The organism is Thermoanaerobaculia bacterium (assembly GCA_035593605.1).
GTDB lineage: Bacteria > Acidobacteriota > Thermoanaerobaculia > UBA2201 > DAOSWS01 > DAOSWS01.
The window spans coordinates 40,008-63,860 of sequence record DAOSWS010000006.1 but is presented as its reverse complement, the minus strand read 5'-3'; the positions used below and the strand labels follow the sequence as shown (position 1 = coordinate 63,860).

The window sequence follows — 23,853 nt, the reverse complement described above, 5'->3', positions numbered from 1 at the left end:
TTCCATGTCCTGGCGAATCAAGGTGATTGTTCCGATCCTCTTTCTCCATCTTCTGGCGATTCCTCTCCTGATGAGCCGGTACCTGCACTTTTACGAAGAGTCGGTCTGGGAGGGTCAACGCCTCTTTGCAGAGTCGCTGATGGAGAAAGTCCAGGATGAGATCGCCATTCACCAGATGATCACGCGGGGAGATCCCCACCTGATCGTTTACACGCTGGATAAACTTTTGAAATCATACTCCTTTCGAAACCTTTCCCTCTATGACAGTAAAGGAGAAGTCCTGGCAACCGCCGGAGGAAATCCTGATCATTCGCCGGCCAGTGACAACCGCGCCGTGATCCGAAAGACACCGGATGGAACAGTCATGGATCTTACCCTCTGGCTTCAAAACCGATCCACCTGCCAGACCTGCCATGGAACGGAAGAGAAGTTTCTGGGAGCCATCCAGGGTGTCTATTCGATGGCCCAGTCGGATTCCATGTTGAAGACGGCCCGGCTCCACACCTTTCTCTTTATCTTCTTCACCATTACCGTAGTCTTTCTTCTGGTTTATCTTTTTCTGGACCACTTCGTAACGCAGCCGGTTCATCAGGTCATGAAGGCCTTTCGAAATGTGGAAAGGGGCCAGCTGGATACCCGGATTGATCTGCGCCGCAAGGATGAGATTGGAACAATGGCCCATCAGTTCAACGAGATGGTAGACTCTCTCCGGAAAGCCCGGAAAGAGCTGGAATCCAGCCATCGAGAGGGGATGGTCCGGGCCGAACAGTTGGCTACCGTCGGAGAAATCGCTGCCGGACTGGCCCACGAGGTAAAAAATCCTCTGGCCGGAATTTCCTCGGCCCTGGAAGTCATTCGTTCAGAAGTTGGAGAGGAGTCCCCCTACTTTGAAGTGATGGGACAGATTGTCGATGAGACGCGGAGAATTGCCGGGATCATCAACCAGCTTCTGAACTATGCCAGGCCCAGAGTGCTCCACTCCCAGAGCTTTGAAATTGAAGCGGTCATTTCCGACATCAGGGCGATCTTTTCTCCCCAGTGTGCAAAGAAATCAATTACCTTCACCCTGAAGATTTCCGATGATCCCGGGTCGATCACGGCGGACATTGACTATCTGAAACAGATCTTCCTCAACCTTCTGCAAAATGCCCTGCAGGCTATATCCTCCGGGGGAGAGATCACGCTGGAAGTACGTTCAGATGCTGATGATATCCTTTTCCTGATATCGGATACGGGTTCCGGAATGGATGAGGACACTCTGGCTAAAATATTCCAGCCCTTCTATACCACAAAAATTGGAGGAACAGGACTGGGACTTCCAATCGTGAAACGGCTGATTTCCGATATGGAGGGAACGATCCATATCGATTCATCTCCCGGCCGGGGAACACAGATTACGGTTCGTCTGCCCAGGAAAGGACGTTATGAAGATTCTGATCGTTGACGACGAAAAACTTCTCCGCTGGTCCCTGGCCAAGACCCTTCAGAAAGCCGGATACTCCACCTGCGAAGCAGGCACCCTGGCGGAGGGGAAGGAAATGGTTGTCAACGAGGAGCCCGATATCGTTCTTCTCGATGTCAATCTTCCGGACGGTACTGGCATCGATTTGCTGAAATGGGCAAAGAATGCCTTTCCCGACATGATGTTTCTCATCATCACGGCACAGGGACGGATAAAGGATGCTGTCTCCGCCCTGAAGCTGGGTGCGTATGACTACCTGGAAAAGCCTCTGGATATGGAGGATCTGATCCAGCACATCCAGCGTGTCCATGATGTAATTGAGCTCAAGCGGGAAATCTGGCGTCTTTCCAAAAGCGAGGTGAAAGAACAGAGTCAGATCCTTGCCGCCTCCTCAGAAATGCTGGAAGTGGTCCGGCTTGCCCACACCGTTGCGGAAAGCGGCGCCCAGACCATCCTTCTTCTGGGAGAGAGCGGGTGCGGAAAGGACCGGGTCGCTCACTATATCCATGAACATTCCTCCCGGCGGTCCGAGCCCTTCATGATCATCAATTGTGCCGCCCTTCCCGAAACACTCCTGGAAAGTGAGCTTTTCGGCCATGAAAAGGGAGCGTTCACCGATGCCCGGACCCAGAAGAAGGGAATCCTGGAACTGGCAGATCGAGGAACCATCTTCATGGATGAAATTGGAGAAATGGCCCCCGCCATGCAGACAAAGATGCTGCGGGTCCTGGAAGACTGGACCTTTAAACGTATCGGGGGAAACCGGGATATCCATGTGGACGTCCGGGTCATCACCGCAACCAATCGGAATCTCGAGGATATGGTGAAAGAAAAACAGTTCCGGGAAGATCTCTATTACCGGCTGAACGTCTTTCCCATCACCATTCCTCCTCTTCGGGAGCGGCCGAAAGATGTGGAGCTGCTTGCAAACCATTTTATCAACAGTTACAACATGAAATTCAATAAACACGTCCTCGGGTTCACAGATGAAGCTATGGCCGCTCTGAAAGAATACAGCTGGCCGGGAAACGTCAGGGAACTACGAAATGTTATCGAGCGGATCATGATCCTCCAGTCCGGAGATACGATTGATATCCACCACCTGCCGATGCCGGGAAGAGAAGTGAAGGTATCGAGGGAAGACGTGTTCCCTGCGGGTACCCTGCCTCTGGAAGAGGCGGAACGCTTACTGATTGAGCGAGCCCTGGCGAAGACCGACGGCAATGTAACCCAGGCGGCCGCATTGCTCGAGGTAACCCGGGACACCCTTCGTTACAAAATAAAAAAGCACAACCTATAAAAGCTGGGAACTGGCATTTATTTTGCATTCTCTCATGGGTGATGTCCCTCAAACGAGCCTTACTTATCAGTCGGGATCCCGCCTTTTCCTGGGCCCTTCAGCGGCTCCTGGAGGAGCATTCCTGTGGGCTGGAACAAGTCTACACCCTGCTGGAAGCGAAAATTCGCCTCCAGCGGTTTTCCTATGATTACTACTTTCTCGACAGTTTCAAACCCTTTGAGGTGGAGATGTTCCTGCAGGATGTTTCGGATTCCGGTCAGATCTTTCTTGTCGATTCCGAACGTTCTCCTCTGGAATTCGATCGATGCTGCCATCTTCCCAAGGGGTTTCCCCTAGAGTCCGTGATATCCTCTTTACGTGCTCATCTTCAGCCGTAACTACGGGGAGGTCCTCGTGAAGTTGTTTATTGTATTTACTTTCTGCATACCAGCGGTGTTTGCGTGGGCGGGGGAAATGCCCCACCCCTCGGTTGTGGATCCATCCACGGCAAAATGTGAACTTTGCCACGAGGAACTCCTGAAAGGCAAGGTACATCCGATTGTGGAAGAGGGATGCACCAACTGCCACGAGATGTCGAAAAAAGAGGGAAAAACCGTCGTATCCCTGATGATGGAAGGGAATGACCTGTGCACGATGTGTCACGCCGAAATGGAAGATGTCTTTGAGCGATCTTCGATGCATGGTGCGGTGGAGGACTGCCTGAACTGCCATGTTCCCCACGCCAGTGAAACCGATCACCTTATGAAAGCGACACTCCCGGACCTATGCATGGAGTGCCATGACCGGGACGAGCTGAAAACCAGGATTCACAAAGGACAGCCGGTTCACGCAACGAACTGCATCCTCTGTCACGACCCTCACGGTAACAACCGTCCCCATATGTTGACAGGAAAGGTGCAGCACCCCCCTTTCGCAGAGAGTTCCTGTGAAGCGTGTCACCGGGCTACCCGAACTAAAAAGGCACGACTGATTGTAAAAGAACCGGACCTCTGTTACGCGTGCCATGGTGATTTACCAGATAAATTCAATGGAACAAGTATTCATGGCCCGGTGAAAGAGGGAACATGCACGAAGTGCCACGATCCCCATCAGTCTCCCTATCCGAAATTGCTGGATGAAAAAGGATCCAATCTTTGCTTTGAATGCCACAAGGAGATCAAGGTTCTTGTCGAGGCAAAGGCACACAGCCCCGCAAAGGAAGACTGTTTCTCCTGTCACGGCGTTCACGCAACAGGCAGGCCCCATCTTCTTTTGGAGGACATGATGCCGGAAGATTCAATCGCGAGCCTGTGCGGAAGCTGTCACGACCTGGACGACCTGAAGGGCAAGCACCGGGGGGCGAAGATGGAGAGTCTGGACTGCACCGGATGCCACAATCCCCATGGAAGTAAGGACGGGAAACTCCTTCAGACTACATCGGTCCATCCCGTATTTGAAGATTGTGACAACTGTCATACAGAAGGCACGAAGCTCATGGAAGAGGATCCCGACCTCTGCGCCATGTGCCATGACGACGTAGCGGAAAAAGCTTCGAAGGCTAAGGTGGCTCATCCCGTCATGGAGATGGGCTGCACGAACTGCCATACGCCCCACGTGTCCCGGGAAGCTCATCTATTCAAAGGACCCCAGGTGGAGGTCTGCGGCGCCTGCCACTCGATGGAATACACCGTCTATCACGGCGTGATCGAGTCAGTAGGATGCCAGGCCTGCCATGAACCCCACGGGGGAAATGGAGAGACTCTCCTGAAGGTGGCCGGTAATGGTCTCTGCCTACAATGCCATGATAAAGAGGCGAAGGTTGATGATATCCTTTCTGTTCAGAACAATGATGTTAAACGCATCTCTCTTGATCCTCAGAAAAGGATGGGTCATCCGATTCTAAAACACCCTGTATCCGGAGAGGTCTTTGATGTGAACAAGGTGAAAATGCCAAAGGAAATAAAGAGTCTGGGATGTCTGAGCTGCCATAATCCACATGGAGGAAGTTCAGGTCGTTTGTATGCAGCAAACAAGGAGTCCTATAATGAGCTTTGTGCAATGTGTCATTCAAAATAAAGGTTGTGCCGCTTTCGCTGTTTTGATTCTGGTCCTTGGATCGGGTTGTTCAACCTCTGCGCATAATCCTTCGAGATCTTCAGACGTTCGTGAGATTGTCTGGCCGATACCTCCACAGCCAGCCAGGGTGAGGTTTTTGGATATTTATCGTTCCAACAGGGATGTGGAGGCGAGAACGCGCCGGAGCATTAAAGATGTTCTTCTGGGGATAGATCCGGACGAGCTTGCCATCCGGCTCCTTCGCCCGGTTGATATTGCCACGGACTCCCGGGGACGCATCCTCATCAGCGATTCGAAAAACCCCGGTATCCATGTCTATGACCTGCGGGAACACAAGTTTGAGATTTACGGCAGAGAGGGCAAGGGAAAGCTGGATTGGCCCATGGGAATCGATGTGGACAGGCAGGACAACATCTATGTGGCCGACCATAAACAACAGCGGGTGGCAAAGTTCGACGCACAGGGGAATTTTCTATATGCTCTCAGCGGATTTCTCAATCCGGTGGGTGTCGCCGTGGATAAGGTCCGATCCCGGTTGTTCGTAGTGGATTCGAAGCAGCACCAGGTCAGAGTTTACACTCTGGAAGGTGAACTGCAGGATACGATCGGCGAGAGGGGATCAGAAGAAGGACAATTTAATTTTCCGACCTTCTGTGATGTGGATCAAAACGGAAACCTTTATGTCGTGGATACCGCCAACTGGCGCGTGCAGATCTTTGATGCTGACTTTAATGCGGTGGGTTCCTTCGGGACCCTTGGGAATAATCCAGGGCAATTTACGCGCCCGAAGGGAATTACAGTGGACAGGCGGGGAATCATTTATGTGGTGGACGGAGCCTTTCAGAACATCCAGATGTTTAGTCGAGACCTTGAACTCCTCCTGGTTCTTGGAGGACCAGGGAAAGGAAGCGGGGCTTTCAAGATGCCGATCGGGATTCATATTGACGGACAGGACATGATTTATGTCGCTGATTTTGGCAATTCAAGAATGCAGAGGCTGGAGTTTCTGACAGAAACCTATGACCAGCTTGAAACGGAGCGGTAAGGGGCTATCGGGTCACGGGACGGATAGGAAAACCAGAATTTAAAACCAGGAGGAGTATCTCCCTGGATGAAAACCTCCTTTCTGGTTCACGCCCTCCCTTTCGTCCAGAAAGTACGGGTAATTCGGAAAACCTGTTCGAAAGTGGGTGAAATCCCCCGTAAAGCCGGGGGATTTCACCCTGGTTGAGAACCGGACTGGATGGTTGCACCAGCTGAAAATTGTTCTAACAGGCGATATGGGGTTTCATCGCGTCATCATGGATAAGAGTTTGGACCTAATCTGACGGATATAAACTGAATCAGGACAGATGACTCTGAAGATTTTCTGCAGCAGGAGACAGAATGGGAGGGACCTGAATGGTTGGCATCTGCTTTGCAATACACAAAGATGGACTGAAAAGTTACAATAGGGTTGATTTATAAAATTTAGGAGGGTTCATAATGCGCAAAGTTTTCTTTCTTCTCTTCCTCGCAATGGCAGTCACGATGATGGGCGCTGTTGCCACTACCCCGCACGATCTAAGTGTTGCCGGTCCGGGAGCTACGGCTACCACAACAACGCAGGTCTGTGTCTTTTGCCATACACCTCACCAGGACACCATTCAGACCGATCCGCTCTGGAACCAGGAAGAAACATCCACCAGCCCATTCGGGGTTTATGATTCCACAACTTTGGATCACGCTCCTGCCGAAATCGGTGGAACCAACAACACGTCTCTCCTCTGCATGTCCTGTCACGATGGAACGGTTGCTGTTGGATCGCTCTACAATGATCCGAACGATGAAGATCCTGTTGCAATGAACGATGGAGGCCTGGTTGTTGGTGGCGTTATCACTGGAACAGCCAATCTTGGGATCGATCTCACTGATGACCATCCAATCAACTTTGTCTACAACAATGCTCTGGATGCCGGCCTGGTTGCCGCTCCCGGTAACGGCGTGCTCCGTGGGGGTGAAGTGCAGTGTGCTTCCTGCCACGACCCACATGACAACAGCGTGGACGGTTATGGCTTCCTCCGGGTGACGATGGATGTCAGCGCTCTCTGCACTGAGTGCCACATTAAGTAAGTTACGCTATTAATGATCCATCAAGGGGCACCTGATGGTAGGGTGCCCCTTTTTTGACTACTTGATATGGTTTTGAGAAAATTACCTGTAATTATCCTTGTGTTTCTTCCAGCGTTTGTCTGGGCAAATTCATACTACCAGTTTAACCTTCAGCTGGGAGGAGAATACCAGGAACGGGAACGCATACAGGGTGGCGAGTCTGTCACGATTGCAGAGGAAATGCATATCTTTGCAAATATCAGGTTCACCAGCCACCTCTGGAGTCCCCGTATTTTAAAGTATATGCTTCTCTTTAATGTGGACAATTCTGATGATAAAATTGATGAGTACGCTTATACCCGCGAGACAATCGGGTACGGACTTCACCTGACTTTTTTCCCATACAATAGAGACAAGCTTGAATTGATGTTTGGAAATGATACCTACCAGGTAGATACGGACCATGGTACCGATTATTCTCATAAAGCGACCTATCTGGGTATGCGGGGCCGATACAGAGGCTGGTTTCTTTCGTTTGAAAACAGGGATATTCGTCCAGATAATTCACCACAGAATGAGAAGAGTTTTCAAAACGGAGAGCTCAAAAAGAGCTGGCGATGGGGAAGCACAGCCCTCAATCTTGATGCAAAACGCAGAAAAGATGAAAGAGCATTTTTCAACACAGCGTATACTTATCAAAATATACATGCATATTCTCAGACCTATCTGGAAAGTGATGGAACCATCCAGGCAAGTTTGACCCTACAGGAAACTTCTTTCTTGGATAGCGATCAAGGTTTTGAAAACAGTGATCAATTGCTGCGAGCCGACCTGGTCTGGACACAACAATTTTCTGAGAGATGGAATACCTACGCGGATTTAACGGTAATGTCAACAGAGTCCGGCAACAGGGGTGTCAGCCTGCAGACGAAGAGTCGGCATCGGCTGACAAGTCCATTTTCAGTCGAGTTTTCGTTAGATTACACAAGTCTCTCTACGGAAAGCATTTCCAGTCAATACCCCTCCATGGGTGTAAGGGCGATCTACCTGCAAAAACTGGGGTATACAACCTTCAACTTGCAGGCCGGGGGGGAGTACCACGGCAAACGGAGCCATTATTATGATGAACCGTCCCTGGATCTTTATGGAATGGCCCATATATCTAGGATTCACAAAAAGTCCGAAGCGGAAATAACCCTGGAGTATTCGGGATTTGAGACGAACCTCACACCCTATGCTGAAGATGACATTTATGCTGAAAGGGATTATCGGTTTCTGGAAAAATCTGATATCTACCGTTTACGTTCGCAGTATCGGCTCAAGCTGAGGAAGCCAGGTTCCAAGCTTAATTGGTGGGGAAAGTATGAGAAGTATGACCAGATGTTTCAGACCAGCGTGGCCACGGATGTTATTACTTCTCAATTACTATTTCAATATTCCAGAATAAAGCTGAGCGCTGGCTATCAGGACTTTCAGGAAGAGTCGCTGTTCAGAAACATGAGGCATGAAACATGGAAGTATACCCTCACGGCAAGGTTGAACTCCTTTCTGGTCATAACAGCAGACTGGGTAGAACGCGAAAGAATGTTTGAAGGCGCTCTCTCCACAGAAGAAGATATGCGTGTTGTTCTCGGTTATACCTACGGCAAATTTATGTTCAATTCACGATATGAGAGGCGGAGGGATATCTCGGAATTCGATACGCGAGAATATAATGTGTTTGCTGTCACACTTATAAGAAATTTTGGAAATGAATAGACTCTTCTTAGCCCTGCTCCTTATCCTCGTCCTGCCTATTATTGCTGATACCTGTCGCTTTACAGATCAGGGGGTCTACACCTCCCCGGATGAGTTGATAAAGAAAAGTCAAGGTTTATGGAAGAAAATCTTCTTTGGAGTAGATAAACCCCGCCGGTCATTTCATCAACCCTCTTCCGTCGCATCTGCCAATAATATGATTGCGGTTGCCGATATGGCCGCCGGGAAGGTGTGGCTTGCTGGAGATAAGAAACATCCTGTCTCGCTATCTCCTCCTGAGGGCTTTGGATCTCCCGTAGATCTGGTTTTTGGAAAGGATGAGTTGTTTGTGTCTGATTCTTCAGAAAAAAGAGTTTGGTCCTACAACCTTAAAAGCAAAAGATGGAAAGAGATCGTACATGTATTTGTCCGCCCCACCGGTCTCTTCTATTCTGCGGACAGAGAAACTCTACTTATTGCCGATACCGGCGCACACGCAATCTATACCTTTCAAAGCGAGAAAATTTGTTCGTTAATCTCAGAGGGACTCAATTTCCCAACCGATGTAGTAGCAGGCGGAGATGAGATCTACATTGCAGATGCCATGGACCATCAGATAGAGGTTTGGTCCTGGGAGGGGAAGCGGATTCGGGTTTTCGGGGAATCTGGAAACAAGCATGGCTATTTTGCCTTTATGCGCGGTTTGGCCCTGGACAGGACAAATGAACGTCTGTTTGTTAGTGATGTGCATATGAATTGGATTCAAGTGTTTGATAGAATGGGTAAATTGCTGTTCGTGTACGGGGGGGAAGGTGTATTGCACCACCCCTCATATATCAATTACATTGATAAGACTCTCTGGTTGGCAGATTCTTTTTCCGGCAGGGTTTTGAAGTTGGGGGTTTCATGCGCGAACTGATCATTGTCATGTTTTTGAGCCTGCCCCTGGCTGTATTGGGTGATGATTCGGTCATTCATTCTTTACACAACCTTTCACGATCAGGCCCGGGTCAGATAAAATCAAGCACGGAAATCGAAGTATGTAAATTCTGCCATATTCCTCATACGGCCGATCCGGTTGAAGCTCTCTGGGGTCATCAGCTTTCAACGGCGCAATACGAGATTTACACCAGCGACACTCTGGACAGCACTATGGACCAACCCAATGGCTCTTCAAAATTATGCCTTTCCTGTCATGATGGGACGATTGCTCTGGGTGGCTTAATTAACCAGAATCTTGATGTAGGCCCCATGCCCTTCAGTTCCGGAGGATTTATTGGTACAGATCTTTCGGGCAGCCATCCGGTCAGCATGGTTGTGGACAACGGGGTGGTGGCTTCGAATAACAGCCGCTATAAATCATTGAATAACCTAAGTGATATGACGGCCGATTCGGATGGTGTCGCACTGGATGGCAACATGCGGTTTCAATGTACCAGCTGTCATGACCCCCATTCAGATCTCAACTATGGATCCAGTGGAATCCACTTCTGGCGCAAATCCACTTTTTCGGAGGCCTGCCTCGTATGTCATACTCCCTGATCTTTCTCCTGGCACTCTCGGTTTCCGGGCATCAGGACTGGTCGCAGATTGTGAAGATGTGTGAATCCTGTCATGTGGGACATGGTGTTTCAGGTGAGAAACTTCTTCCCAGCGAGGATCCCGATTTCTGTTATCGGTGTCATGGTGGTCCGGTTATGTTTTCTGAAATGATTAATAGGGGTTTGCTGGCCTCCCATTCTAATCCGACGGACTTAAGCCGGCTGGGTAACCTGCCTTATAAACACCCGGAGGATATTGGATGTATCGCATGTCATACAGGTCACGGAATCCATCTGCCCGCCTATAACCCCGGATCCTCTCCAAAGCCAAACACAAAGGAACAGGAGAGCTTCGAATATGAGCTTTGCCAGTCCTGTCATAGCAATGTGACAGTCTATCAATTTCCCTCATCCTCCCATCCGGTAGCCTCTCTTCAGTCATCAGGAAAGGTGCCGTCGCTTATCGAGCCGATGACGGAAGAGTACTGGATTAACTGTTCTGACTGCCACAACGCGGATGACGCCGGGCTGCCGCGAGGAGTCCATGCTTCCAACTATCCCGCCATTACGATTGCAAATTACCAGATCCAGGACGGCTTTGAGGAGTCGGAGGATGCCTATCTGCTCTGCTACGCCTGCCACAAAAGGGAAAGCATCTTAAACAACGAGAGTTTCCCCTACCATTCTGAGCATGTCGTGCTGGAGGAAACCACCTGCTTTACCTGCCACGACACCCATGCAAGCCGGACACTGCCCTGGTTGCTGACTATCGAAGACGGGACCAGGAACGACCGGATCTTTCCCGATGGATCGGGACGGAAGAGTTACCAGCAGACCGGAGATCGGGCCGGAATCTGTTATCTGACCTGTCACGGTGTGGACCATAACGGCTGGGTTTACGGACCCGATGCCGGGCGGACCAACATGCGCCGCAGGATCGAAAAGATGAATCGTTTTTCCTCTCCGGAAGGTATGAAACCCCTTGAGGGGCAACCGAACCGGACACGCTGAAAAATTGTAACCTATTTTTACACCCCGAATTGACATTGCGGTTTTTTTCCCCTTACACAAGTTGAAATTCGACGATGGCATGAATATTGCATATTTTTGAAAGGATATGGTGTCTTCAATTCGGACTCCGAAATTATTCCGTCTTTTCTTCCTCGTCGTGGGGTTTCTCACCCTTGGGGTGGGGCTTTTCGCCCAGCAGGCCCCCGTCGTGGATGAATTTCTCCTCTCCGTGCCCTCGGTCCTTCCCGGAGGAACGGTGGATCTGACCGTGAACGCCCACGATCCCGATTGCCCCGATGTATGCACGACCGGCTGCGGGCAGACGATCCGGGCGGATCTGACACTATGGTCTGCAGATGGAGGAAATTATCTTTCCTTTGATAACGGTGTCACGGGGTCGCCCTACACGGCTTCGGCTCTCTGGGAAGCTCCTCTTGTGGAAGGCGTGTACACCCTTACGATCTCCCTCTCTGACTCCGGCACCTGGATGTGTGGAAACCGGCAGACCATGTCGGACAGCCGGACGATCCTCGTCACCTCAGACCCCAACCTCCCCCCGGAGATCACATCCCTGACCGCATCCCCTGCAACGATCCTTATCAATCAGACCTCTGCCCTTACCTGCTCCGCATCCGATCCGGACGGAGATCCTGTCACCTACACCTGGTTCACCGATAGAGGGACAATCCAGGGTTCCGGTTCCTCGGTGGTCTTTTCCGCTCCCGACTTCCCCGGGATCGTTACCATAACCTGCCGGGTTACCGATGACTCGGGGGCCTTTTCCGAGCGGAGCGTCCTTTTGCCTGTGATCAGTCTCCAGGCGGAGCAGACCCTGAAACCGGGCCTGGTCACGCCTCTTCGTGTCGCCCTGGATGATTCCGGGTACGCCTTTGTCGCGGATCCCCGGAATGGCGGGATCGCCGTAATCCAGACGACTTCCTCCACCCTGGCCCGTCGGATCCTGGTTCCCGGGATTACGTCCGTTGACTTCGACTGGGACGGCCATCTTCTTATCGCATCGACTTCGGGTGCTCGAATTCTTGATCGGAATGGAGCTTTGATTCGCTCGCTTCTGCCTCCGGGCGGTCTGATCGTCGCAACGGATGTGGCTGTAGACCCGGTCCTTCAGCACCATGTCGTTCTTTATGGACGTGCCGGGAAGGTAGTGGTGTTCGACAGTACAGGATCGGTCCTGACCACCTTTGGTTCCATAGGGGACGGAACGGGCCAGTTCAAGGGCGCCACCGGCCTGGCTGTGGACTCCATGGGCCGGATCCTGGTCGGGGATCGGGGCCATGGAAAGGTCCACATCTTTGACGCTACGGGAACATACGCCGCATCCATCGGTGATCTCGGGGGCGGGCTGGGTGAATTTATTCAGGTGGAAGATGTGGCGGCGGATGGAAATGATGCCATCTTTGTCACCGACAGTTTTCAGAGCCGAATGCAGATCTTTCAGCCCGACGGCACACCTCGAGAGGTTATCGGACAGTATGGAGATAGCCTGGGACAGTTCAAAACACCCACCGGAATTGGAATCTCCGAGACCCTGGGCCGGGTTGTCGTTGCATCTCTTAATACGGGGTCACTGCAGATGTTTACGATGCCCGGGGCGATCCATCCTCCCGGAAACACACCTCCCACGGAGCCTGTACCCGTAAGCCCGGCCGATGGAGCCCTGATCCCGAGGGGATCGACAGTTCTCCTCAGCGTGGCCAACAGCTACGATATCGATTACCAGTCCCTTCTTTACGAATTTGAACTCTACGAAGTTAAGAATGGGGCGCTTAATCTCCTTCAAGCCTGGCAGGTCCCGGAAGGACAGCCGGCCACTTCGGTCAATGCTTCGACGTGGGTATCCAAGGCGGGAAGCTATGTCTGGCGTGCCCGGGCCTGGGATTCTTTCTCTTATTCCACCTGGTGCGGGTATCAGACCTTCCAGATCGATAACGGTGCCGTGAACCACCCGCCGGAGACTCCTCTTCCCATGAGTCCGGCGGAAGGGAGTGAAACGGACAGCCTGGTTCCGGTTCTTTCGGTTCAGAATGCAATCGATGGTGACGGTGATCCGCTTACCTATACCTTTGAAGTTGTTCTCCACGATGGAGAGGGTTTCCAGACCGTATCTCTCTCCCCCGCTGTTTCGGAAGGTTCCGGAACGACGGCCTGGCAGGTTCCTGCCGGGGGTCTCGCTCTCAGCCAGGAGGTTTTCTGGCGGGCCCGGGCCTTTGATGGATTTGAATTCAGTGCCTGGTGTCCCTATACAGCCTTCATGACCCCCCCTCTGCCTGTTCCCTCTTCCGGAGAATACGGCAACCTGACCGGAGGGGACACAACAAGGCCCTACTCGGTATACTACGAGCTTGGTCCGGCGGATCAGGACACGACACTCTATTTCCAGGTGTACGATGTCACCGCAGACGGGGAGGTGGAGCTGGAAGTCAACGGCACCTCTCTCCACACGGTTTCCTCCCAGGTTGCGAATGAATGGTCCTTCACGATTTCCCTGACAATTCCGGCAGATGAACTGAATCCATCTTCTGTGAACCGCCTCACCTTCCTCCACGCAGGCACCGATGGATGGGGGATCCGCGCCCTCGGGCTTACGGGAGAGCCCGTTCCCCAGATGATGGCAGTGCCGTACAACACCGTCGTAGACCTCTCCTGGTCCCCCGATACTGGACTTGACCCGGGAACGGAAATCCGCATCTTCCGAAGCCTCTCCGTCTCGGGTCCCTTTGTCGAAATTGGAACGTACAACCCTTCTAAGGCTCTAGTCCGTGACATGGGGTTGTTGAATGACCAGACCTACTACTACCGCGCTGTCTATGTCGATGCAATCGGAACGGAAGGAGAACCCTCCGCGGTGGTTTCAGCCAAACCTGTTTCGAACAACGGTCCCACACCGATCACCGATCTGAAGGTCACCAAGGTGGGAGACGATGTGATCCTGACCTGGACGCCGGTGACTTCAATCCCGGCCATCGACAGGTATGAAGTTTACAGGGATGTCCTTGGATTCTGGACTCCCGATACATCGGCGTTTACCAACCTTCTCGTAACGGTTGATCCGTTTACAGGGGAAGCCGTCGATCCGGGAAGTGTCCTCATTTCAGGGGAAGAGTGGTATGAAGTGATTCCCCTGGACACAGGCGGGAGGAGGGCAACGCAATGAAGCGCAGTGGAATCCTTATCAGTGCGATCCTGATGGCGGCTACACTCTGGGCCGTTGATCCGCCCCACTGGAGTTCCTCCACCACGACGATTGACTGCACCTCCCAGTGCCATACCGGCCACACCAGCCTCGGGTCCGCACTGACGCAGGCCGCCAGCAATGTCAACCTCTGCCAGTCGTGCCACAACAACGCGGGACTCGCGGGAAACATGCCGGTGAATACGACGGACATGGCGATACCGGGAACCTCCGGGTTTCACCACGCCTTTGGGGTTCCGGCCGTGAATGCCTCGTTTGACACAGTATTGCCGACCAATTCAGCCATGGCCCTGCGCATCATGGAGGGGAACGTGACCTGTTCTACCTGCCATGACCAGCACGATGCCGGGGACTCGACCCTGGGAAGCAAGGCATCGATCAGCTCTCCCGACCAGGTCACAGCCCTGGGAAGCACGGGGACTCTCAGCTCGGGAGGAAGTTACTCGGGGTCCGGCGGTGTCTGGTACCTCGTGGAGATCATCGGGGCGGGAACCCAGGCTACCGCCACATTCCGATACAGCAAGGACCGGGGCACTACATGGTTTCCAACGGCGCCGGCCACGCTGACGGCGGGAACGGATGTTGCTCTGGACTTCGGAGTGACTGTCACCTTTGCTGCTGGAAATTACACGGCCGGTGAACGGTGGCAGTTTTCCGCTTCCTGGCCTTATCTCCGGGCCGCCCTGGATTCGGGAGACAACACAACGGGAGTAAAGTTCTGCAGGGACTGTCACACAAACTGGGCCATGACCCATGGAGAATCTCATACCTATGATGGATCGGTGAAAAGCCATCCTGTCGGGATAGCACTGAATGCAAATGGTAATGGATACGATCGAGCCGTTCCCCAGGACGGCAACGGAGCCGCGCAGGGAGGAGGCGGAGCCGATTCGAATACGAGTAATAACCTTCTCCTGGACAGCGGGGGACTTGTCCAGTGCTACACCTGCCACGGCGTCCACTACGCCGACGGCAACACTCTGACGGAGGACGGGCCATGATTGGGAGAACATTACGTCTGCAGTTTTTTCTCTTCCTTCTCCTCCTAAGCGTGACTTCATTATCTTTTGCCGGCGTCCATCGTTTGATTTCCGCTACGGACAATTCAACAAATGCGGATCTTTGTACGATTCCAGCTCAGGTTACGATGGTGACGATCACCACCTTGCCCTTTCAAGGTGGAAACAATGTTACCAGTACCACGGTGACGGTGGGAGGTACGGTCGTCGCCGCCGATGTTGCCGAAATACAGTTGTTGTACGGGGGTACGCTGGAGGGAAGCGTGACCAACCCACCTTCCCTGACCAATATTGTTATTCCGTCAGCGAACAACACCAAGGGGGGATCAAACTGGACCTACATTCTTTTTCTGAATGCCTCCGCTGCCGGAAAGACCTTCAATCTTACGGTCACAACCCTCACAGGTTCCGACAACGCCGTCTTGCCCTTTACGACAGCGACGCGCACAGCAGTCGCCTGTAATGCGGCACCGACTATCAACAGCACTCAGGCGTCCGACGGAACACTACCCCCCGGTCTGAACATCACTACCTGCTCGGGAAGAAATGTCACGATCAGTGCCACGATTAACGATGCGGATGGCGATCCCCTTGATTGGACGATCTATACCAACAGCGGTTCCGGGTTTACTCCTTGCAACAGTGCAACCGGAGTCACACCTCCCGCGTCCATTTCTTGCACAATCAATGGAATTTCCGCCACGACAACCTACTATATCTCAGTCACGGACGGGTCCGCCACCACGCTCGATCCCGCGGGAGCGCCCGGATCGTTCTACACGATCACCGTTCAGTCTGCGGATACGTCGGCCGGTGCCGTGACCGCGGTTTCTTCCGGCTGTACAGCCATTGATGTGACCGCTCCCTACACAGGGGATTGCGATGAAAACAACACCCTCTCTTACCGCTATCGGGTTTCTCCCGCAGGAGCCTGGGTTGGACCCACGGCTGTGTCTCACAGCGCCTCTCCCTATTCCTTCCCGATCTCCGGTCTCACGCACGGGGAGACCTACGATGTCGAAGTTACCTATCTTGACTCCGTGGTAGGCGGGACAAACCCGCAGACCCTATCCTCCATCCATGTCGGCGCGAACTGCACGGGGGCGGGGACTGTCACGGCCGCTCCAACGACGGGAGTTACACCCTCTATCCTGGTTACAGCCCCCTATACGTTTGACAATAATGGAAACAACACCCTGTCCTACCGGTACCGGGTTTCCCCGGCGGGCGGCTGGATCGGCCTGACACCGGTCGGGCACAGCGCCACTCCCTACCAGATCACGATTGCAAATCTGACCTGCGGAACGGCCTACGATGTTGAGGTCACCTACGAGGACGGGGACGGAATTGGTTCCGGGACCGCGGTTCAGACCGTGTCCGGGATTAATCTGACCTCTTGCACGGGAGCGGGGACGCCCTCCGGCATCGCCGATTCCTGCACCCAGATTACCGTGTCAGCGCCTTTCACCCAGGACGCCAACTTCGACGGTGACACCGATTTCGAACAGGGGCCCGCCGCTTTAGGCCCATGGACACCCGTCTGCTCCAACGTCACGGGGTCAACACCCCGGGAATGCGTGGACACAACGGTCTCCGAATCGACCGACTATTATTACCGCCTGACCTATCAGGATCCCGATGGGGTTAGTGGTACGGCCCAGCAGGTCATCGGCCCCGTTACGACCCCTGCGTGCCCGATCGCAATAACTACGGTGGGAGATGGGACCGATCCTGGAAGTACCAGCCGGTGTCCCGGGGACGGAAATGCCGAACTGGATGCCTTTACACTTAGCACCGACACCGGGACCGACACGGTAACCGAGGTCACGGTAGATTTTGCCAATGGAACCGAAGCCGGGATCGGGCTTGTGGAGATCACCAGCGATGACGGGGTGACCGTCTACGGGTCCCAGGCCACTCCCTCGGATCCCCAGCTGATCACCCTTGGATTGTCGATCAATGTGACGACTTCCGTGGTTCAATACAAAGTACGTATTACGCCTCAAAGCCACGCGGCCATGCCGGCCGTTCCAGGGACAACCTACGCCGTGACGGGAACGGTGACTGCGGTGACCAGCACCAACACGAAGAGCTACAACGATTCGACCAGTGCCACGGTCACCATCGACAACCAGTCCCCCAACAACCCGACGTGGGGCACGATCACTCCCGGAAACACGCAGATCACCCTCAACTGGACCAACCCCGGCGGAGATTTCAACGAGGTCATCATCCTCCGCCGGCAGGGTGCGGCTGTGGGGGACAGCCCCGCTGAGGGGACCGACTATTCGGGCCTGGAAGGCACAGCGATCGGATCGTCCACGATCGTCTACGTGAACAACGGGACGACAGTCACCGATACGCCCCTCACCAACGGACAGAGCTACTACTACAAAATATTTGCAAAGGACACGTGCGGGAACTATTCCGCCGGTCTGGGCACGGGCCCACATATTCCAGGCGACCCGGCCGTAACTCCCGGTCTTCCTTCAGCCGTCGTGAATTCCTGTACGCAGATTACAGTCTCTTCACCCTTTACCGATGACGTCAACGGAAACTCCACAACTACCGTTGCGCGGAAGGAAGCTTCGGTCTGCAATTCCGGCGGTACCTGGATTGACGTCTGTGCCGGAATCACAGGGGCGTCGCCCCGGACCTGCATTTCGGGTGGCCTGACCGGGGACACCGATTATTGTTACAGGATCACCTTCGATGATACGGATGGGGTCAACGGGACCAATCCTCAGATTATCGGGCCTGTCCATACGGTACCCTGCGGAGCCAACGACACGACAATTACGGCCAATGCGGTCACGATCGATGCCTGCCGTCAACTCACGGCCTCCACATCCTACACGGGAGATGCCGATGGAGATGGTTCAACCCTGGTTGAAACCGGCCCGGCCGCGGTGGGACCCTGGACGACCGCCTGTGGCGCACTGTCCGGAGCATCCCCCCGCCAGTGCATTATTCCGGTAAGCCCTTCAACGACCTACTACGTGCGGTTTACCACCAGTGATCCAGACGGTGTGACCGGAACGAACCCGGAAGTTTGGGGTCCCTACACGACTCCGGCCTGCGGCGCGGACCAGGATCCCCCGACCGTTCTCTTTGTTTCTCCCACCGCCGATGCGGTTCTTGGAGGCGCGGACCAGGTCAAGATCCAGGTCTGGGATGCCGGCGACGCCAGCCCCACGGTGGAATGGACCGTGGACGGAGGCGGATACAGTGCCGCTGCCCTCAACGGCTTCTACGCCTGCGGGACCAACTGCGGGATCTGGGAGTTTTCCCTTGATACTACGGGATATATCAATGGTCCGCACACGATCACCGTCCGGGCGACCGATGCCACAGGGAATGTTTCCACCGTGAGCCAGGGAGTGAACATCCTCAATTCCGGCGTTGTGCCTGCGGGTGCGGGAACCCTGCTCCGCCGAACTCATGGATCCCAGCTCTGCGCCGACTGTCACAACCTCGCGACCCATTCCAGCCAGCATACAAGCACCAAATACGGATCCTGGGCCCTGGACTGCCTGCGATGCCATACACCTCACGGAACCACAAATATCTATCTCGTCCGTGAATCGATCCCTACACCCAACAGCGGAACCCACAGTCCGATCATCCTCCGGGATGACGCGGCAACCAATCCCGATGGCGGATACCTGGGGAACCGGATCAGCGATCCCACGAACTATACCGATGGAATCTGCGAAACGTGCCACACGAGGACCAGCTACCATCGGAACGACACCTCCGGAGCCGACAACCACACTCACAATGCAGGAACCCGCTGTGTAAACTGTCATACTCATGAAGATGGGTTTGCCGGTGCGGGATGCGACGGCTGCCATGGCCGTCCACCCAGCCCAGCCGAGGGGGACAGCCATGCGGCCCACGTCCTTTCCTCCACGGCCCTGGAATCCTATACTGATCCGACACCGGAAACCACGGCGGCGGAATACGGATTCGCCTGTGTGAAATGCCACAACGGGACCCACGTGAGTGATCCGACTGATCCGCGTTCCGTGGATATTGCGGGTGAAGCCACCATCCCGGACACGACGGGAATGAGCTACACGGTGGATGAGCCCGGTTCTTTCACGGACGACCCCGGAGCCGGGTACACCTTCTACTGGTCCAAGAATGCCTGCACGAATGTTTACTGTCACGGCAACTTCACCGGAGGGTTAAACCCGGCATTGAACTGGGGGACCTCGTCGACGACCTGTGGAACCTGCCACAAGGCCACCAACGCGGATCCGCCCACGACCGGATCGCACAATCCCCACGTAATCTCGACGGCGTACAACTTCGACTGTGTCACCTGCCACCGGGGCACGGCCAGCGGCGGTTCCCTGATCGATCTGACCGTCCATGTCAACGGAGCCCTGAACTGGGACCTCAACGACGAAGGGGATGCCAGGATTGCCGCCGGATCGACCTACAGCGGAAGTAACACCGGCTCCACCACCACCTTTGGGACCTTTGGAACCTGCGCGAACCTCTATTGCCACTCCAATGGAAACCCGGTTACGGGAACCATCAACACGTGGACACCGACATGGGGAGATCCCACCTTCCCGGCGGACTGCACCGGATGCCATGGAAATGACTCCGCCAGCGCTTCTCTGATCGGCAATGCCGCGGCTTCCAGGGACGGCTCCCTCTACCATGAGATCCATGTCGGAACCTACGGGTACAACTGTAACGACTGCCACGATACGACGATCGGGGCCGACAACCGGACGATCGCCAGCTTTGCGGCCCATGTCAACAACGCGAAGGATGTGAACTTCGCTTCTGCCGTTCCCGCGGCCGGGATCGACCAGACGGGAGGCTCCTGGGACAGCGGGACCCATCAGTGTGCGAATCTGTATTGCCACTCCAGCGGTCAGACGACAGGTCCCTTCGGGGCACCTCTCACCACACCTGACTGGGACGGCGCGGCTCTCGGATGCAACGGTTGTCACGATCAGGCGGGAGCCTCCACGACGTCGCTTTCCGCAGCCCACTTCACCCACACGGAAACCGACTTTTACAACATCGGCTGCCAGCGATGCCATATCAATACGGTCAGTGACTCGACGACCATTTCCACTATTGCCAACCACGTGGACGGAAATGCCGATGGAGACGTCGTCTTTGACAATACAGGCCCGAACAACTCCGGCGGAACGTATAACACCGGAACGGAAACCTGCTCCAATACCTACTGCCACTCCGACGGGAAGGATACAGCTGCGCCGTACATCTCCGGTCCCTCCATCGCATGGACGGCGAGCGCCACCTGTGCCTCCTGCCACGATGATGCCGATCCTGCCGCGACCAACCTTTCCGGTGCACACCAGAAGCATACCGAGACGGACACCTACGCATTGGGCTGCCAGCGGTGCCACACCAATACCGTAAGTAACTCCACGACGATCTCCAATGCCGCCAACCACGTGGACGGAAATGCCGATGGAGACGTTGTCTTTGACAACTCGGGCCCGAACAACTCCGGCGGGACGTACAATACAGGGACAGAAGCCTGTTTCAACACCTACTGCCACTCCGACGGCAAGGATACGTCCGCACCCTATACGTCCGGCCCCTCCATTGCCTGGACAGCTGGGGATACCTGTGCTTCGTGTCACGATCAGGCCGGCGCCTCTTCCACCAACCTATCCGCGGCTCACTTCATGCACACGGAGACCGATGGCTACAACCTTGGATGCCAGCGGTGCCACACCAACACGGTGAGCAATTCCACCACGGTTTCGAACTTTGCCAACCACGTGGACGGAAATGCCGACGGGGACGTGGCCTTCGATTCCAGCGGGGTCAACAATTCGGGCGGTGCCTACGCCCCGGCTACAGACACGTGTACCAACACATATTGCCACTCCAACGGGACCGATCTTGTGGCTCCGTACACCCACTTGGCCTCCATCGCCTGGACTGCATCCCGAACCTGCGCCAGCTGTCACGGGGCCCCTCCGGCCTACGGCAATGGTTCCCCCAAGGCCAACAGCCACGACAAACATACGTCCTACAGCTGCCAAACCTGCCACAACACCGTGGTGGATGGAACGCCCGCCATTATCAACAAGGGACTCCACGTCAACGGTGTCTACAACGTGGCCGCCGGAGCCGGAGCCTCGTTTACCGCCTCCAGTACACCCACGACCTGCACATCCAACGCCTGTCACGGGAACCTGACATGGGGTAGTACGGGAAGCGGCTGCTGGGACTGCCACGTCGTATCTGGAGGAGCTGGAGTTGATGACGATGTGGATGACTATGTCTTTGGAACGGCACCCACGGCAATCATTGATGGGAATGACTGGACTGCGTACGGTCATGGAAATTCGACTGGATTTTCGGGAACCGGCCAGTCCGGAAACAGTGCCCCCAATTTCGGGGCAAATAACAACGCCTGCAAGTACTGTCATTCCAACAGTACCGAAACGATCGCCCATGGAAATGCTTCCAACCCCTTCCGCCTCGTGAACACAACGGGCGGAGATGGAAAGATTGGGGTCTGCCTTGTCTGTCACAAGGGGGGAAGCACGGGCTACAACCCGGAAGGGATTGGAAACATCAACGCGACGAAGAAGATTGACGACTACCACGCCGGGACTGACCATCCGGAAGGCGGTGGCACAGGGGATGACGGTGGAACTTTCTGCTGGGACTGCCACGACCCCCATGGAGATCAGAACTGGAACCATGCGACCGATAAGCTTCTGGCCTATATGATCCAGGAACGCCCCGTCGAGGATCACTCCGGGAGTAGCGGCTGGGGCATCCCGACGACCTACGCGGCTTCGAGCCCCCACTTCAACTCAACGGTTGCGGGAACCAGCAGCTGGGAGTGGGGAGACTACGTCATCGATACGTCCTTTGACGGACTCTGCCAGGTCTGCCACGATTCCGCCTCTCACTTCCGTTCCAACCTGTATGATCCTTTACACAACCCGGGTTCCCGATGCACCTCAGCCTGCCACAAGCACGACGCCAGCCCGGGAACGGTGGGAAACCTCGCTTTCAAGGCTTCGGGCGGATGTAAAGGTTGCCACGGTTCGGAGACCGACACCACGGCCGATAGTGTACCTCGAGAGCAGATCGTGGGTGCCGCCGCGTTGGGAGATCCGGGTGACGACTTTATCCGTTCGAGCCGCCACGTCAGCGATGGATCCAATAATGAAATCGTCACGGACCTCGATTGCATTGTCTGCCATTCGGAAGGGGGCGTTTCATCCACCGATACCAACATTGTATTGACCGGCCTCCACGAAAACGAGGTCGTGGATCTCAGAGATGTGGATGACAACAGTTCTGTCGCGGCCGCCTGGCCCGGGAAGAGGCTGGGAACCGCCACGATTACCTCAACCAACCGGGACGACATGGATTCCTTCTGTCTTGGATGTCACGACTCCGACACCTCATCGGCCACATCTGGAAGGGGAGGCGCCTGGGATATCGCTGTGAATGACTCAGACTCTGGATTTGATACCGGAGGGGCCTCCCGGCGGATGACGCCCTTCAACTCCAGTGACACTCAGCAGAATGCCAACGAAGGCGCTACATTGACGACAGCCAGGGACGGCTCCGGTGTCAAGGACGTTCGTGGAGCCTTCAACTACCAGAACCTCACAGGACGAGCCTGGGCCAGCCATCACAACCTTAACCAGTTCAAGCTTCGGTATGAAACAGCCGCCGGGGACAGGAACACCAACAACTCGACCCACTGGCCCACAGCTTCGTGGACCGGGTACACGACCCGGGAAAACGTGACCCTCAACGCGGGTACAGCCAGCTCCGGTTTTGCCGTCGGCCTCCACTGCTCCGACTGCCACCTGAACGAGTCCAACGCCCATGGATCACGCAACACCTTCTACATGCTCTCTGATTCCAGCGGCAACGACACGGCATTCGCAAACGTGGGTACGGACACCTCCACTGACATCTGCTCCAAGTGTCACAATCCTGCGGTCTATGGGACGGGCAACACCGATACAGGAAACAGCCGTGTTACCGCCCATAACGAAGCCGGTTCCCGATGCGACAACATCGACCAGGGCGACATCGCCTTTCTGGGAGACGATGGTGGCAACAATACGCAGATCACCTGTCTTGGATGTCATGGAGGACTCAGTTTCGGGATGATCCACGGAACCAACGGTTCCTACAACACCTATAAAACTGGCACGGCGACGAAGATGTACCGGTTCATGGGAACGGGTGGTTCGATGCGCTGGTATACCCCCAACGAGAATAAGGGCAACAAGTATTCCAGTGAGGGAGACTGGGAGGTAGCCAGTGCCGGCGGCTGCTACACAATCAACGCAGCCGACAACTGGGGCGCCTGCACGAACCATCTTGCAGGCAGATCCGGGGTGAACGACAACCGGGCAAGGCCTCTGGACTATTAAGCG

At 54.6% G+C, this 23,853-nt stretch carries 13 protein-coding genes; all 13 read left to right on the top strand.

The genetic code is table 11. The features are described 5' to 3' along the window. The first annotated feature begins 4 nt into the window (after nt 1-4). The 13 genes from PLD04_04140 (at nt 5) to PLD04_04080 (ending at nt 23,850) form a co-directional block, all read left to right on the top strand. Nucleotides 5-1,444, top strand: coding sequence for an ATP-binding protein (locus PLD04_04140; GenBank protein HXK67509.1), 1,440 nt, complete (start codon nt 5-7; stop codon nt 1,442-1,444). Further along, nucleotides 1,425-2,762 carry a sigma-54 dependent transcriptional regulator gene (locus PLD04_04135; GenBank protein ID HXK67508.1) on the top strand — a complete coding sequence of 446 codons (1,338 nt, stop codon included), beginning with the start codon at nt 1,425-1,427 and terminating at the stop codon, nt 2,760-2,762. The genes PLD04_04140 and PLD04_04135 overlap by 20 nt, the downstream gene beginning before the upstream one ends. 41 nt (nt 2,763-2,803) lie before the next feature. Next, nucleotides 2,804-3,139: a hypothetical protein gene (locus tag PLD04_04130; GenBank protein ID HXK67507.1), complete on the top strand. Its 336-nt coding sequence runs from the start codon at nt 2,804-2,806 to the stop codon at nt 3,137-3,139. A gap of 16 nt (nt 3,140-3,155) precedes the next feature. Continuing rightward, a complete protein-coding gene (locus PLD04_04125; GenBank protein HXK67506.1) occupies nt 3,156-4,817 on the top strand; it encodes a cytochrome c3 family protein in 1,662 nt (553 codons plus the stop codon). 163 nt (nt 4,818-4,980) lie between these two features. Continuing rightward, the gene (locus PLD04_04120) at nt 4,981-5,862 is read left to right on the top strand and encodes a hypothetical protein (GenBank protein HXK67505.1); all 882 of its coding nucleotides are present in this window, start codon (nt 4,981-4,983) and stop codon (nt 5,860-5,862) included. A gap of 440 nt (nt 5,863-6,302) precedes the next feature. Beyond that, nucleotides 6,303-6,929 carry a cytochrome c3 family protein gene (locus PLD04_04115; protein HXK67504.1) on the top strand — a complete coding sequence of 209 codons (627 nt, stop codon included), beginning with the start codon at nt 6,303-6,305 and terminating at the stop codon, nt 6,927-6,929. Between the two features lie 66 nt (nt 6,930-6,995). After that, complete coding sequence (locus tag PLD04_04110) at nt 6,996-8,666, top strand: hypothetical protein (GenBank protein HXK67503.1); 1,671 nt, start codon at nt 6,996-6,998, stop codon at nt 8,664-8,666. Further along, nucleotides 8,659-9,564 (top strand): hypothetical protein, encoded by a 906-nt coding sequence (locus PLD04_04105; protein ID HXK67502.1) that lies wholly within the window; start codon nt 8,659-8,661, stop codon nt 9,562-9,564. Before PLD04_04110 ends, PLD04_04105 begins: the two co-directional genes overlap by 8 nt. Continuing rightward, entirely contained in the window at nt 9,552-10,187 is a 636-nt protein-coding gene (locus PLD04_04100; GenBank protein HXK67501.1) for a cytochrome c3 family protein, read from the top strand. Before PLD04_04105 ends, PLD04_04100 begins: the two co-directional genes overlap by 13 nt. Further along, nucleotides 10,172-11,197: a cytochrome c3 family protein gene (locus PLD04_04095; GenBank protein HXK67500.1), complete on the top strand. Its 1,026-nt coding sequence runs from the start codon at nt 10,172-10,174 to the stop codon at nt 11,195-11,197. The genes PLD04_04100 and PLD04_04095 overlap by 16 nt, the downstream gene beginning before the upstream one ends. Before the next feature lie 109 nt (nt 11,198-11,306). Beyond that, nucleotides 11,307-14,372 carry a 6-bladed beta-propeller gene (locus PLD04_04090; protein ID HXK67499.1) on the top strand — a complete coding sequence of 1,022 codons (3,066 nt, stop codon included), beginning with the start codon at nt 11,307-11,309 and terminating at the stop codon, nt 14,370-14,372. Next, entirely contained in the window at nt 14,369-15,412 is a 1,044-nt protein-coding gene (locus PLD04_04085) for a cytochrome c3 family protein (protein HXK67498.1), read from the top strand. The genes PLD04_04090 and PLD04_04085 overlap by 4 nt, the downstream gene beginning before the upstream one ends. Then, nucleotides 15,409-23,850 carry a CxxxxCH/CxxCH domain-containing protein gene (locus PLD04_04080; GenBank protein HXK67497.1) on the top strand — a complete coding sequence of 2,814 codons (8,442 nt, stop codon included), beginning with the start codon at nt 15,409-15,411 and terminating at the stop codon, nt 23,848-23,850. Before PLD04_04085 ends, PLD04_04080 begins: the two co-directional genes overlap by 4 nt. The last annotated feature ends 3 nt before the right edge of the window (nt 23,851-23,853 follow it).

Bases quoted from the DNA above. Each gene is read 5' to 3' on its own strand.
- PLD04_04140 (HXK67509.1), top strand. From the start codon at position 5: ATGTCCTGGCGAATCAAGGTGATTGTTCCGATCCTCTTTCTCCATCTT.
- PLD04_04135 (HXK67508.1), top strand. From the start codon at position 1,425: ATGAAGATTCTGATCGTTGACGACGAAAAACTTCTCCGCTGGTCCCTG.
- PLD04_04130 (HXK67507.1), top strand. From the start codon at position 2,804: ATGTCCCTCAAACGAGCCTTACTTATCAGTCGGGATCCCGCCTTTTCC.
- PLD04_04115 (HXK67504.1), top strand. From the start codon at position 6,303: ATGCGCAAAGTTTTCTTTCTTCTCTTCCTCGCAATGGCAGTCACGATG.
- PLD04_04110 (HXK67503.1), top strand. From the start codon at position 6,996: ATGGTTTTGAGAAAATTACCTGTAATTATCCTTGTGTTTCTTCCAGCG.
- PLD04_04105 (HXK67502.1), top strand. From the start codon at position 8,659: ATGAATAGACTCTTCTTAGCCCTGCTCCTTATCCTCGTCCTGCCTATT.
- PLD04_04100 (HXK67501.1), top strand. From the start codon at position 9,552: ATGCGCGAACTGATCATTGTCATGTTTTTGAGCCTGCCCCTGGCTGTA.
- PLD04_04095 (HXK67500.1), top strand. From the start codon at position 10,172: ATGTCATACTCCCTGATCTTTCTCCTGGCACTCTCGGTTTCCGGGCAT.
- PLD04_04085 (HXK67498.1), top strand. From the start codon at position 14,369: ATGAAGCGCAGTGGAATCCTTATCAGTGCGATCCTGATGGCGGCTACA.
- PLD04_04080 (HXK67497.1), top strand. From the start codon at position 15,409: ATGATTGGGAGAACATTACGTCTGCAGTTTTTTCTCTTCCTTCTCCTC.